The organism is Roseateles sp. (genome assembly GCF_036486225.1).
In the GTDB taxonomy this organism is placed as follows: domain Bacteria; phylum Pseudomonadota; class Gammaproteobacteria; order Burkholderiales; family Burkholderiaceae_C; genus Roseateles.
In genome coordinates this window covers 1-12,699 of sequence record NZ_DASVNZ010000414.1, presented here as the reverse complement: position 1 = coordinate 12,699, position 12,699 = coordinate 1, and the positions used below count along the sequence as shown (strand labels likewise).

Sequence of the window (12,699 nt, the reverse complement as noted above, 5' to 3'; positions counted from 1 at the left end):
GACCCGGCGGGCTCTCACGCGGTGAGAAGACCTGGCGTCAACGGCGAGCCAGCGCGATGATTTCCTGTGCGGCCTTGCCGGTTTCTTCGCTGCCCCCGTCGAGCAGCGTGACGCGAGGCGCGGCGGCCAGTGTCGGAAACTGGTTGGTGAGCGACCGTTCGTACCCGGGGTCGTAGTGTTCCCGCATGAGTTCCCCGAAGGCTTCCGCCCACTGCCCGCCGAGTGCCAGGGCTTGCCACCTCCCGACGCGTTCCTTGCCGCGCAGCGCGACCAGTCCGCCGATGAGTGCGTTGAACCGCTCGGGGTGGTCCTTGAAGTGGGCGTAGTCCTCCAGCAGCAGCTGCACGCGCCCGGCGTCGGCCATGTCGATCCAGACGCACCGGCCGTGCTGCCTCAGCCGGAGGTGGAGCGGCTCCGGCAACTGAACGCTGCCGATCTTGCGGCTCTCGCTCTCGACGAACACGGGTCGGGAGGGATCGAGCCGGACCATCGCCTGCCAGAGCGCCGTATCGAACGCCTTCTGGCTCGGTTGTGGCTGATCGGGCAGGGCGCCCAGCACGGAGCCTCGATGCCGTGCCAGCGCTTCGAGGTCGAGCACCTGCTCGCCCGCGGCGGCGAGCGCCTGCAGCAGCCGGGTCTTGCCTGACCCGGTGCGCCCGCACAGCACGACGAAATCGAATCGCGCCGGCTGTTCCGCCAGGGTCTTGATCACTTCGCCCCGGAAGGCCTTGTAGCCGCCGACCAGCTGGAGCGACTTGAATCCGATCTGGTTCAGGAACCAGTTCATCGCGCCGGACCGCTGTCCGCCGCGCCAGCAATAGACCAGCGGCCGCCAGTGCTTCTGCATCAGCGGCCGGTTGGCATCGAGGTGGTTGGCGATGTTGCGCGCGACGATCGCCGCGCCCAGCTTGCGCGCTTCCAGCGGATCCTGCCGATAGAGCGTGCCGACAACGCGCCGCTCCTCGTTGTCCAGCACCGGCCAGTTGAGCGCGCCTGGCAGATGATCCTCCGCGAACTCCCCGGGCGAGCGCACGTCGATCACGTTGCTGAATCCGCCGAGCCGGGAGAAGGCTTCGGCCGACGGGATCACGTGGTACTGGCTCATCGCCTCACTGCACCGACAGTGCGTCCAGCAATTCGGTTTCGATCTGGAGTTGGGTGCGGTTCTGCTGCAGCGCGGCGCCGTCGAGCAGGAACGTATCCTCGACGCGTTCGCCGAGGGTGGAGACCTTGGCGAGCTGCAGGTTGATGCCATGCCGCGCGAGCACGCGAGCGATCGCGTACAGCAGGCCGGCGCGGTCGGTCGCGCTGACGGACAGCAGCCAGCGTTGCGCGCGCTCATCGGGGCGCAGCGCGATGCGGGGGGTGAAGGGGAAGCTCTTCACGCGTCGCGACAGCCGGCCCTTGCGCGGCTCGGGCAGCGGCCCCTGTGCGACCAGCGCCTGGCCGAGCTTGGACTCGACCAGCGCCGTGAGGTCGCGGTGGTGCAGGTCGAGCTCCGGCGCGATGACCTGGAAGGTGTCCAGCGCATACCCGGTGCGGGTCGTGTGGACCTTGGCATCGAGGATGTTGAAGCCCGCGCCGTCGAAATAGCCGCAGATCCGCGCGAACAGGTCCTGCAGGTCCTTCGCGTACACCAGCACCTGGAGACCTTCGCCGACCGGCGACGGCCGGGCGTGGACCACGGGCACGGTGCTTTCGACATGCCGCCACAGCGCCCGCGCGTGCCACGCGAGATCGGGCGCGTCGTGCCGCGCGAAGTAGCTCAGGTCCAGCGTCTTCCAGAGCGCATCCTCGGTGCCCGGCAACTGCGCCTTCAGCGCCAGCTCCTGCCGCGCTTCCTGCTTGCGCGCCTCGATCTCCGCGGCCATGTTCAGCTTCGCGCCGCCGAGGGCGCGCAGCGTCAGCCGGTACAGGTCCTCGAGCAGCTTGCCCTTCCACGCGTTCCAGACCTTGGGTCCCGTCCCGCGGATGTCGGCCACCGTCAACAGGTAGAGCGCCGTCAACGTGCGCTCGTCCTTCACGCGCTGCGCGAAGTGCTGGATGACCTCCGGATCGGACAGGTCCTCCTTCTGCGCCACGCGCGACATCGTCAGGTGGTGCTCGACCAGGAACACGACCAGCGCCGCGTCCGCCTTCGGCAGCCCGTGCGCGCGGCAGAAGCGCCTGGCCTCGGCCGCGCCGAGGTCGGAATGGTCCCCGCCGCGTCCCTTGGCGATGTCGTGGAACAGCGCCGCGACGTACAGCGCCGACGGCCGGTCGAACTGCGCCGCCAGCTGCGAGCAGAACGGGTACTCGTGGGTGTGCTCGGGGATGAAGAAGCGCCGGATGTTGCGCAGCACCATCAGGATGTGCTGGTCCACCGTGTAGACGTGGAACAGGTCGTGCTGCATCTGCCCGACGATGCGCCGGAACACCCACAGGTAGCGCCCCAGCACCGAGGTCTGGTTCATCAACCGGAACGCGTGGGTCTGTCCCTGCGGCTCTTCCAGGATGCGCATGAACATCGCCCGGTTGGCCGGGTCGCGCCGGAACGCGCTGTTCATCAGGCCGCGCGCGTTGTACAGCGCGCGCAGCGTCTTGGCCGACAGGCCCTTGATGCCGGGTGTCTGCTGGTAGATCAGGAAGGTCTCGAGGATCGCGTGCGGCTCGCGCTCGTAGAGATCGTCGGTCGCGATCTCCAGCATGCCGCTGCGTTCCAGGAAGCGCTCGTCCACCGGCCGCAGCTCGTTGCCGACGGTGCCGTTGATCTGCTCTTCCAGATTCAGCAGCGTGATCTGGTTGAGCTGCGTGACCGCCTTGGCCGCCCAGTAATAGCGGCGCATCAGCTTCTCGGACGCCCGCAGCGACCGCGTCGACTCATAGCCGAAGCGCTCCGCCACCGAGGTCTGCAGGTCGAAGACCAGCCGGTCCTCGCGCCGCCGCGCCGCCAGGTGCAACTGGCAGCGGATGCTCTTGAGCACGCCCTCGTTGCGCTGCAGCTGGCGCGCCTCGAAGGGCGTGATCAGCCCTTTGGCGGCCAGCTGGGGCCAGGTCTTGCCCAGGCCGGCGCCGCGCGCGATCCAGATCAGCACCTGCAGGTCGCGCAGGCCGCCGGGGCTTTCCTTGATGTTGGGTTCGAGCGCGTAGGGCGTCTCTTCGTACTTCGTGTGGCGCTGGCGCATCTCCAGCGTCTTGGCGCGCATGAAAGCGCGCTTGTCCATCGCCGCGCAGAAGGCCTGGTCGAAACGCTTCACCAGCGGCCTGGCGCCCGCCAGCCAGCGGAACTCCAGCAGCGCGGTCTGGATGGTGACGTCGCCGGCGGCCTCGTCCAGGCATTCCTTGACCGAGCGCACCGACGAACCGATCTCCAGCCCGATGTCCCAGCAGGCGGTGATGAAGGCTTCGATCGCGTGCTTGAGCGGCCCGGGCTGGTCCGGCGTCACCCCGTCGGGGAGCGCGTCGGGCAGCAGCAGCAGGACGTCGACGTCCGAATGCGGGAAGAGTTCGCCGCGTCCGTAGCCGCCGACCGCGACGAGCGCCGCCTCGGGCGCCGCCGCGGCGATGCCCGATTGCGTCCACAAGGCCTGCAGCGTGCCGTCGACGTGTTTCGCCAGCAGCCGCATCAGCCGCGCCGCCGCGGAGACGCTGGCCTTGGCGGACGCGAAGTCGTCCAGCAAGGCCTGCTTGCCGGACTTGAAGTGCTGGCGCAGCTCGGCGACCGACAGGGTCGCGGAGGGCGCCTGGGGCACGACGTCGGATGAGGCGCTGGATGAGACCTTGGCCGCGACGTTGGCAGCAACGCCGACGTCGCCGGGCGTCCTGGCGTTCATGGGCGGCTCCGCGCGGATCAGGCCGGAACGGCCTGGGGCAGGGCGAAGGCCGGCGGCGGCGGCGTGCCGGCCGACTGCGTGAGGATCTCGAAGCCGGTCTCGGTGACCAGCACCGTGTGCTCCCACTGCGCCGACAGCGAGCGGTCCTTGGTGACGATGGTCCAACCGTCGCCCATCTCGCGGATCTCGCGGCGGCCGGCGTTGATCATCGGCTCGATCGTGAAGACCATGCCGGGCACCAGCTCCTCGAGCGTGCCGGGGCGGCCGTAGTGCAGCACCTGCGGCTCCTCATGGAACTTCTGGCCGATGCCGTGGCCGCAGAACTCGCGCACCACGCTGAAGCCGGCGTTCTCCGCGAAGGTCTGGATCGAATGGCCGATGTCGCCCAGGCGCGCGCCCGGCTTGACCTTCTGGATGCCCTTCCACATCGCCTCGTAGGTGAAGGCGCACAGCCGCTTGGCCGCGATGGAGCCCTCGCCGACGACGAACATGCGGCTGGTGTCGCCGTGCCAGCCGTCCTTGATGACGGTCACGTCGATGTTGACGATGTCGCCGTTCTTCAGCGGACGGTCGTTGGGGATGCCGTGGCAGACCTGGTGGTTGATCGAGGTGCAGATCGACTTGGGGTAGGGCGTGTAGCCCGGCGGCTGGTAGTTCAGCGGGGCGGGGATGCCCTGCTGGACGTTCACGATGTAGTCGTGGGCCAGCTTGTCGAGGTGGTCGGTGGAGACGCCCGGCTTGACGTGCGGGGTCAGCATGTCCAGCACCTCGGACGCCAGACGGCCGGCGATGCGCATGGCGTCGATGTCGGCGCCGGTCTTGATCGTGATGGTCATATGGACGCCATTTTAGGCGCTTGGCCATCCCCGCGCAGGGGGAAGCGTTCCCCCTCCCGAGGGAACGCGCCGGAGGGGCCCTCCGCAGAGGGCCCGAGGAGTCAGTCCGCCCAGACGATCACACCCGTATAGGCGGTGACGAGCACCACGATGCCGAAGGCGATGCGGTACCAGGCGAAGGGCACGAAGCTGTGGCTGGCGATGTACTTCAGCAGCCAGCGCACGCAGATCCAGGCGCTGACGAAGGAGAAGAACAGCCCCACCGCGAACAGCGGGATGTCGCCGGTCGACAGGACCGAACGCTCCTTGTACAGGCTGTACAGGCCGGCGCCGATCAGCGTCGGGATCGCCAGGAAGAAGCTGAAATCGGTGGCCGCCTTGCGCGACAGGCCCAGCAGCATGCCGCCGATGATGGTCGCGCCGGAGCGGCTGGTGCCCGGCACCATCGCCAGGCACTGGACGAAACCGACCTTCAGCGCGTCCATCGGCGACATCTGGTCGACGTCCTGGATGCGCACGGCGGTCTGCTGGCGGCGTTCCGCCCACAGGATGACGAAGCCGCCGATGATGAAGGTGCTCGCCACCACGACAGGGGTGAACAGGTGTTCCTTGATGACCTTGCCGAACAGCAGGCCCAGGATGACCGCCGGCAGGAAGCCGATCGCCACGTTCAGCACGAAGCGGCGCGCGCGCACGTCGCTGCCCAGGCCGGCGGCGGTGTCGCGCAGGCGCTGCCAGTACACGATGATCACCGCCAGGATCGCCCCGGTCTGGATCGCGATGTCGAACACCTTGCCCCGCGCATCCTCGAAGCCGCCCAGCAGCGAACCCGCCAGGATCAGGTGGCCGGTCGACGAGATCGGCAGGAATTCGGTCAGGCCTTCAACGATCCCCATGATCGCGGCCTTGATCAGCAGCACAGTGTCCAAACTACGACTCCAGAATGCCGCCTCGCTCGGGGTTGGAGGCGGGTCGGCGGGGATCATAGCCGTGGCCCGGACCCGGTTTGCGGCAGTGCAGCACCTGGATGGGCGGTCCTGGCGTGAGGGGGGCGTGAAGGCCTTCAGTCCCTCTTAACAGGCTCCGTGCAAGGGGTCGTGTTCGGGGAGGGGCGCTTGACCGGCTTGAAAGCTGGCCGCTACATTACTGACCGGTTAGTCAGTTATTGACTGTCCAGACCCAGCGCGCTGCGCGCGCCCCTCATCCCCACCCTCTCCCGCAAGCGGGAGAGGGAGCAAGAAGCTCCGTTCGTTCAAGATGCCTCGCGCTTCCGCCAAGACCGCCGCACCGGCGCCGTCGTCCGCCCGACAGCGGCGCAAAGAGGCGCGGCCGCAGGAGTTGCTCGAGGCGGCGTTGTCGCTGTTCGTGGAGAAGGGCTTCGCCGCCACCCGTTCGGAGGAGGTTGCCGCCAAGGCGGGGGTGTCCAAGGGGACGCTCTACCTCTACTACCCGTCGAAGGAGGAGCTCTTCAAGGCGGTGGTCCGCGAGGCCATCGGCACCAAGATCGCCGAAGGCGTCTCGGAGCTGGGCAAGCACCAGGGGTCGATGGCGGAGCTGCTGACCTGGATGCTGTGGAGCTGGTGGGAGCGCATGGGGCTGACGCCCGCCGGCGGCATCCACAAGATCATGATGAGCGAGGCGGGCAACTTCCCGCAGCTGGCCGCGTTCTACAACGACGAGGTCATCGAGCCCAGCTGCGCGCTGCTGGCCGAGGTCGTGCGCCGGGGCATCGCCTCGGGGGAGTTCCGCGACGTGGATCCCGATGCCTGCGTGATGGTGCTGATCGGTCCGGTGCTGCACCTGGTGCTGCATCAGCACTCGATCGGCGCCGCGGGCGTGGTGCACGATCACAAGCCCGAACCTGAAGTCGTGCTCAAGCTGCAGCTCGAACTGATGTTCGAGGGGCTCCTCAACCGCCCGCGTCACCCAACGGAGCCGGCCACCCCCCGGCCGGCCGCCTAGAATACCGCCCGCATTGAGACCGCTTCCTGACCGCAGTTGGCGCGCCGCGCGGCGCCAGAGGAAAAGAACATGAACTTCGAACAAGCCCGCTTCAACATGATCGAACAGCAGATCCGCCCCTGGGATGTGCTGGACACCTCGGTGCTGGCCCTGCTGGCCGTGGTCAAGCGGGAGGACTTCGTGCCGGCCGCCTACCGCAACGTGGCGTTCACCGACGTCGAGCTGCCGCTGGCCCATGGCCGCAAGATGCTGCCGCCCCGGGTCGAGGCCCGCTGGATGCAGGAGCTGCAGATCGAGCGCCATGAGAAGGTGCTGGAGATCGGCACCGGCGCCGGCTACATGGCCGCGCTGCTGGGCCACAAGGCGCAGCAGGTCTTCAGCGTGGAGCCGGATGCGCAACTGGTCGGCGCCGCCCGCGACGCGCTGCGCCGCAACGGCGTGCTGAACGTGACCGTGGTCGAGGGCGACGGCGTCAAGGGCCTGCCCGGCGAGGCGCCCTTCGACGTGATCCTGCTGTCCGGCTCGGTGGCGCAGGCGCCGCAGGCGCTGCTGGACCAGCTCAAGGTCGGCGGCCGCATGGGCGTGATCGTCGGCGAGGAGCCCGCGATGACGGCGCGCATCATCACCCGCACCGGCGAGCGCGAGTTCACGACGAAGAACCTGTTCGAGACGGTGGTGCAGCGCCTGGACGGTTTCGACACGGGTTCGCACTTCACGTTCTGAGGCACACGGCGACCGGGGCTTGCAGCCCGTCGCGCGGAATTGCCGTCAAGGGGTGCGAAGACTGCAAGTCGTCGCATTTCTTTCGAGACAAGGGGGGGAGGTGTTCTATAACCTCGCCCGCGGCACCGGGGTCGGATCGGAGGCGATCGATCCGGCGGTGCCGAGGTACTGAACCCCGGTCGCGGAACCCTCCGCGGCCGGTCCGCAGTTGGATCGATCCGAAGAACATCACATCGACACGAGGATGCCTCATGGCCGCTGAACGCCGTCCGTCTCCCATCTCCCGCCTGCCGCGGGTCTCGCTCCTGGCCGCGGCGCTCGCCCTGGCGGCGGGTGCGGCCCAGGCGCAGAGCCTGCAAGAGCTGTACGACGCGGCGCGTGTCTACGACGCCACCTACCTGGCGGCGCGCGCGACGGCGGACTCGGCGCAGTACCGCTACGGCCAGGCGCAGGCGCTGGCGCGCCCGAGCGTGGGCCTGGGCGTCGGCGCGACGCGCAACGAGGTGGACCTGCCGGCGATCTCCAACGGCCAGGGCGGCACGGTCAACTCCGGCTGGCAGGGCAACACGGTCACCAACGCCGGGCTGAGCGCGAAGTACGCGGTCTTCAACCGTCCGAACGCCGGCAGCATCGAACAGGCCCGCCTGGGCGTCGACGTCGCCCGCTCGGACCTCGAGACGGCGGAACAGGACCTGATCGTCCGCGTGGCGCAGGCCTACTTCGACGTGCTGGCCGCCAAGGACACGCTGTCGACCTCCAGCGCCAACAAGGCCGCGATCGCGGAACAGCTGGCCTCGGCCAAGCGCAACTTCGAGGTCGGCACCGCCACCATCACCGACACGCGCGAAGCGCAGGCCCGGTATGACCTGGCCACCGCGCAGGAACTGGCCGCCGACAACGACCTGCGCGTCAAGCGCGTGACGCTGGACCAGCTGGTCGGCCGCGTCGGCGTCGAGCCGCGTCCGCTGGCGGTGCCGGTGGCGCTGCCGCCGGTGGCGCCCTCGACGGTGGAGCCCTGGGTCAGCCAGGCCGAAGGCGCCCATCCCGCCATCCGCAAGGCCCAGCTGGGCCTGGACATCGCGAAGATCGAGATCGACCGCGCCCAGGGCGCCCGTTGGCCGACCGTGGACCTGAACGCCTCGCTGGGCGTGCAGCGCCAGACCGGCGAGGGCGTCAGCTACACCGGCAACACCAAGCAGGGCTCGCTGGGCGTGTCGGTGAACCTGCCCGTGTACACCGGCGGTCAGATCACCAACCGCATCAAGGAAACGATGTCGCTGGAGGAGAAGTCCCGCAACGACCTCAACTTCGCCCGCCGCAGCGTCGAGGAAGGCACCAAGCGCGCGTTCTTCGGCGTGCAGTCGCTGCAGGCCCAGGTGAAGGCGTACGAGGCGGCGGAATCCTCCACCAAGCTGGCGCTGGAAGCGACGCAGCTGGGCTACAAGGTCGGCGTGCGCGTCAACCTGGACGTGCTCAATGCCCAGACGCAGCTGTACACGACCCAGCGCGACCTGGCCAAGGCGCGTTACGACGTGCTGGTGAACAGCCTCAAGCTGCGCCAGGCCTCCGGCCAGCTGCGCCCCGAGGACGTCACGGCGATCAACGCGCTGCTGGCGCCGTAAGCGCACCGTCCCCAGACGAAAGCCGCCTCCGGGCGGCTTTCGTCCATCTGGCGGTCTGGTGACAGGTCTTGCGCGCGGGACGCGCGACAATCCGCCCCATGCTTTTCGTGATCTCCCCCGCGAAGTCCCTGGACTACGACACGCCGACCCCGGACACCCTCGCCGCGCTGGCGACCCGCCCGCAATTCGTGCCGCAGTCGGCCGAGTTGATCGAGATCCTCAAGACCCAGTCCCCGTCGGACATCAGCGGGCTGATGGACCTCTCCGAAGCCTTGTCGAACTTGAACGTCGCCCGCTACCACGCGTGGTCGACCCGCTTCACCGACAGGAACAGCAAGCCGGCGGTGCTCGCCTTCAACGGCGACGTGTACGACGGCCTGCAGGCCGCGACGCTGTCGCTGGACGACCTGCAATGGGCGCAGCGCCACCTGGCGATCCTGTCGGGCCTGTACGGCGTGCTGCGGCCGCTGGACCGGCTCCAGCCCTACCGGCTGGAGATGGGCACGGCGCTGAAGAACGGCCGGGGCGGCAACCTCTATGCCTACTGGGGCGACACCATCGCCGAGCACCTGAACGCACAGAGCGCGCAGCTGAAGTCGCCGGTGATCGTGAACCTGGCGTCGCAGGAGTATTTCAAGGCTGCCGCCCGCAAGGTGCTGAAGCCGCGCGTCATCGAATGCCAGTTCGAGGACTGGAAGAACGGCCGCTACAAGATCATCAGCTTCTTCGCCAAGCGCGCGCGCGGCCTGATGGCGCGGTATGCGATCCAGCATCGCATCGGCACACCGTCCGGATTGCAGGACTTCGCCGTCGACGGTTATGCCTTCGCGCCCGAGGCGAGCGAGCCGGACCGGCTGGTGTTCCGGCGCCGGATCGCGGAGTGATCCTCGGGTGGCGTCGACACGAATGAGCAGCCAGGCGTAAGCAGGGGCCTGTTCCGGGCACACCGGGATACAGGCAGAGACCGATCAGTTTGATACCGTTGCGGATATGAGTAACTCGCAATACCTCACGCCCGAACTGCGCGAATGGGTGGCCGTGCAACTGCGCAACGGCATCACGCGCGAGGCCTTGTACCAGGCCATGCTCACCAGCGGCTGGCAGCCTGACATGGCGCAGCAGGCGCTGGCGGAGCACCGGCCGTTCGAGGCCCCCTTGAGCCTGCCCGCGATCGCGGAGCCCCCGATCGAGCCCGGCTCGCTGCCGGAGCCGGATTTCAGCGAACAGCGCAGCGTGCTGCTGCCCGACGGCCACCGGGTCGAGATCCTGACGGCGCTGCAGCGGCCGCGGGTGATCGTGTTCGGGAACCTGCTGTCCGAGGATGAGTGCGACGCCATCGTCTCGAACGCCGGGCAGCGCCTGGCCCGTTCGGAAACGGTCGCGGCGCAGCGCGAGGGCAGTGAGGTCAACGCCGCCCGCACCAGCGAGGGCATGTTCTTCGAACGCGGCGAGAACGAGGTCGTGGCCCGCATCGAACGCCGCATCGCCGCGCTGCTGAACTGGCCGGTGCGCAACGGCGAGGGCCTGCAGGTGCTGCGCTACCGCGCCGGCGCCGAGTACCAGCCGCACTACGACTACTTCGATCCGCGTCACGCCAGCAGCAAGGCGATCCTGGAGCGCGGCGGTCAGCGGGTCGCCACCATCGTGATGTACCTGAACACGCCGACCCGCGGCGGCGCGACGGTGTTCCCGGACATCAAGCTCGACGTGATGGCGCAGAAGGGCAACGCGGTGTTCTTCAGCTACGACCGGCCCGATCCCGCGACGCTGACCTTGCACGGCGGCGCGCCGGTGGTCGAAGGCGAGAAGTGGGTCGCCACAAAATGGTTACGTCAGGGCGAGTTCGTTTGACGCGGCCTTGACCGGCCGCCCGCTAGACTCCCGCTCATCATCACGAGCGCCGGCCCCGGTCGGCGCGTCCAGAAGAAGGAAATCCTCATGAAGTCGTTGATCGCCGCCCTGGGTACCGCCTTGCTGGCCACCGTCGCGCAGGCTCAGGTCCAGCCGCAGGCGCAGCCGGCGCCTCTCGCGACCGCGCCGATCCCGGCCGCGCGTGCCGAGATGGCCGCCCCCGCCGCGCCCATGGCCAAGCCGGCCGATGGCACCAAGGGTGCCGGCAAGCACAAGGCTGCCGGCAAGACGGCGAAGCAGGGCGCGAAGCAAGGCGGCAAACACGCCGCCGCCAAGAAGTCCGGCGCCAAGAAGAAGCCGGCGCAGCATGCGTCGTCGGGCAAGTCGGGCTCGAAGAAGGTCGCGAACGCCAGCAGCGCCAAGCCGAAGAAGACCAAGCAGCGCCACGCGGCCGCTTGATCCCGGCGAGGGGGCCGGCCTCGTGAAGAGGCCGGTCTTGGAAAGCAAAAAAGCAGCCCGCGGGCTGCTTTGTCGTTGGTGCCGGGCCCGGAGGCCGACGGCACTGTCGGGCGTCTCAGACGCGCTTGCGGTACTCGTGGGTCCGCGTGTCGATTTCGATGTTGTCGCCTTGCGCCACGAAGATGGGCACGGGGATCTCGAAACCGGTGGCGATCTTGGCGGGCTTCAGGACCTTGCCCGAGGTGTCGCCCTTGACGGCCGGCTCGGTCCAGGTCACTTCACGCACGACGCTGGTCGGCAGTTCCACGGAGATGGCCTTGCCGTCGTAGAACACCACTTCGACTTCCATGCTGTCCTGCAGGTAGTTGATGGCGTCGCCCATGTTCTCGGCTTCCACCTCGAACTGGTTGTACTCGGTGTCCATGAACACGTACATCGGATCGGCGAAGTACGTGTAGGTGCACTCCTTCTTCTCCAGGATGATCTGGTCCATCTTGTCGTCGGCCTTGAAGACGACTTCGGTGCCCGAGTTGTTCAGCAGGCTCTTCAGCTTCATGCGCACGGTGGCGGCATTGCGGCCACCGCGGCTGTATTCGGTCTTCAGCACGACCATGGGGTCCTTGCCGTGCATGATCACGTTGCCGGCGCGAATTTCTTGTGCGATCTTCATGATGATTCCGGGGAGATTGGGTCCGAGAGGGGTCCGTGTGGAGATCCCTACGGGATCCTGTGTTGAGATCCCTGCGGGATCCTGTGTTGGATTCGGGTGGGATCCCGTGTTGGATCCGACATCCGCGCAATCAGAACGCGGAAAAGCCGCGCATTCTAGCTCGAAAGGCCCCTCACGCGCCAGCCGACAGCCCCGCAAAGGCCTGGAGGCGGGCGGTGAGATCGGGCAGCGCGGCCAGCTCGGCGCGCCACGCGCGGGCGTGCGCGGCGGCGTCGTCCAGGTCGCGGAGCGCTTGTGTGGCCTCCGCTGTCCACGGTGCCAGGCCGTTCCATGCACGGGACAACGCGCCCCAATGTGCCCGCAGCGGCGCCGGCGCACCGGCCATGGCCCGGGCGAGGAAGGCCTCCAGCTTCGGTCCGTGCGCGCCGTCGTCCTGGAAGTAGATCTGCCAGAGCATCGGCCGCCCGGCCCATTGCGCGCGGACGAACGAGTCCTCGCCGCGCACGAGGTTCAGGTCGCAGGACCACAGCAGGCGGTCGTAGTCGGTCTGGCTGAGGTGGGGCAGGGCGATCGCGCGCTGCCCGTCGCGCAGCAGCGGCGGGAGTTCCTGCTGCGGCGCGCCGGGGCACAGCAGCAGGAGCCAGCCCGGACCGAGCGCGTCAAGGAAAGCCGCCAGCGGCGCGTGGGGATAGGCGAACAGGCTGAGCACGCGTTCGCCCGGCGCAGTCGCCCAGCCGCGCGCGGCCAGCCACGCGCCGGCATCG

The 12,699-nt window shown here is 68.4% G+C and carries 12 protein-coding genes; 6 read left to right on the top strand and 6 right to left on the bottom strand.

What is annotated here, in order from left to right:
• Nucleotides 1-37: 37 nt before the first annotated feature.
• From mnmH to VF536_RS26910, 4 genes are all read right to left on the bottom strand, one after another.
• Nucleotides 38-1,105, bottom strand: coding sequence for a tRNA 2-selenouridine(34) synthase MnmH (gene mnmH, locus VF536_RS26925; protein ID WP_331618019.1), 1,068 nt, complete (start codon nt 1,103-1,105; stop codon nt 38-40).
• A gap of 4 nt (nt 1,106-1,109) precedes the next feature.
• A complete protein-coding gene (locus VF536_RS26920) occupies nt 1,110-3,812 on the bottom strand; it encodes a [protein-PII] uridylyltransferase (protein ID WP_331618018.1) in 2,703 nt (900 codons plus the stop codon).
• 17 nt (nt 3,813-3,829) lie between these two features.
• Nucleotides 3,830-4,648, bottom strand: coding sequence for a type I methionyl aminopeptidase (gene map, locus VF536_RS26915; RefSeq protein WP_331618017.1), 819 nt, complete (start codon nt 4,646-4,648; stop codon nt 3,830-3,832).
• A gap of 101 nt (nt 4,649-4,749) precedes the next feature.
• A complete protein-coding gene (locus VF536_RS26910; RefSeq protein ID WP_331618016.1) occupies nt 4,750-5,577 on the bottom strand; it encodes an undecaprenyl-diphosphate phosphatase in 828 nt (275 codons plus the stop codon).
• Between the two features lie 328 nt (nt 5,578-5,905).
• On the opposite strand from VF536_RS26910, the gene VF536_RS26905 reads away from it, so the two are divergent.
• From VF536_RS26905 to VF536_RS26880, 6 genes are all read left to right on the top strand, one after another.
• Entirely contained in the window at nt 5,906-6,610 is a 705-nt protein-coding gene (locus VF536_RS26905) for a TetR/AcrR family transcriptional regulator (RefSeq protein WP_331618015.1), read from the top strand.
• Nucleotides 6,611-6,679: 69 nt separating this feature from the next.
• The gene (locus VF536_RS26900) at nt 6,680-7,333 is read left to right on the top strand and encodes a protein-L-isoaspartate O-methyltransferase (protein ID WP_331618014.1); all 654 of its coding nucleotides are present in this window, start codon (nt 6,680-6,682) and stop codon (nt 7,331-7,333) included.
• A gap of 251 nt (nt 7,334-7,584) precedes the next feature.
• Entirely contained in the window at nt 7,585-8,955 is a 1,371-nt protein-coding gene (locus tag VF536_RS26895; RefSeq protein WP_331618013.1) for a TolC family outer membrane protein, read from the top strand.
• A 98-nt stretch (nt 8,956-9,053) separates the two neighbouring features.
• Nucleotides 9,054-9,839: a peroxide stress protein YaaA gene (gene yaaA / locus VF536_RS26890; protein ID WP_331618012.1), complete on the top strand. Its 786-nt coding sequence runs from the start codon at nt 9,054-9,056 to the stop codon at nt 9,837-9,839.
• A 106-nt stretch (nt 9,840-9,945) separates the two neighbouring features.
• The gene (locus VF536_RS26885; protein WP_331618011.1) at nt 9,946-10,806 is read left to right on the top strand and encodes a 2OG-Fe(II) oxygenase; all 861 of its coding nucleotides are present in this window, start codon (nt 9,946-9,948) and stop codon (nt 10,804-10,806) included.
• 87 nt (nt 10,807-10,893) lie between these two features.
• Nucleotides 10,894-11,265 carry a hypothetical protein gene (locus tag VF536_RS26880; protein WP_331618010.1) on the top strand — a complete coding sequence of 124 codons (372 nt, stop codon included), beginning with the start codon at nt 10,894-10,896 and terminating at the stop codon, nt 11,263-11,265.
• A 115-nt stretch (nt 11,266-11,380) separates the two neighbouring features.
• Here VF536_RS26880 and efp read toward each other — a convergent pair whose 3' ends face one another.
• Together efp and earP are read right to left on the bottom strand one after the other, a co-directional pair.
• Nucleotides 11,381-11,935, bottom strand: a complete 555-nt coding sequence (gene efp / locus VF536_RS26875) for an elongation factor P (RefSeq protein WP_088383725.1) — start codon at nt 11,933-11,935, stop codon at nt 11,381-11,383.
• A gap of 172 nt (nt 11,936-12,107) precedes the next feature.
• Nucleotides 12,108-12,699, bottom strand: a 592-nt coding sequence (gene earP, locus VF536_RS26870; RefSeq protein ID WP_331618009.1) for an elongation factor P maturation arginine rhamnosyltransferase EarP, incomplete at its 5' end; no start/stop codon positions are given.

What these genes read in the sequence shown, in the direction of transcription:
- VF536_RS26885 (WP_331618011.1), top strand. Translation starts at nt 9,946, where the DNA reads ATGAGTAACTCGCAATACCTCACGCCCGAACTGCGCGAATGGGTGGCC.
- VF536_RS26905 (WP_331618015.1), top strand. Translation starts at nt 5,906, where the DNA reads ATGCCTCGCGCTTCCGCCAAGACCGCCGCACCGGCGCCGTCGTCCGCC.
- VF536_RS26920 (WP_331618018.1), bottom strand. Translation starts at nt 3,812, where the DNA reads ATGAACGCCAGGACGCCCGGCGACGTCGGCGTTGCTGCCAACGTCGCG.
- map (WP_331618017.1), bottom strand. Translation starts at nt 4,648, where the DNA reads ATGACCATCACGATCAAGACCGGCGCCGACATCGACGCCATGCGCATC.
- mnmH (WP_331618019.1), bottom strand. Translation starts at nt 1,105, where the DNA reads ATGAGCCAGTACCACGTGATCCCGTCGGCCGAAGCCTTCTCCCGGCTC.
- VF536_RS26880 (WP_331618010.1), top strand. Translation starts at nt 10,894, where the DNA reads ATGAAGTCGTTGATCGCCGCCCTGGGTACCGCCTTGCTGGCCACCGTC.
- yaaA (WP_331618012.1), top strand. Translation starts at nt 9,054, where the DNA reads ATGCTTTTCGTGATCTCCCCCGCGAAGTCCCTGGACTACGACACGCCG.
- efp (WP_088383725.1), bottom strand. Translation starts at nt 11,935, where the DNA reads ATGAAGATCGCACAAGAAATTCGCGCCGGCAACGTGATCATGCACGGC.
- VF536_RS26895 (WP_331618013.1), top strand. Translation starts at nt 7,585, where the DNA reads ATGGCCGCTGAACGCCGTCCGTCTCCCATCTCCCGCCTGCCGCGGGTC.
- VF536_RS26900 (WP_331618014.1), top strand. Translation starts at nt 6,680, where the DNA reads ATGAACTTCGAACAAGCCCGCTTCAACATGATCGAACAGCAGATCCGC.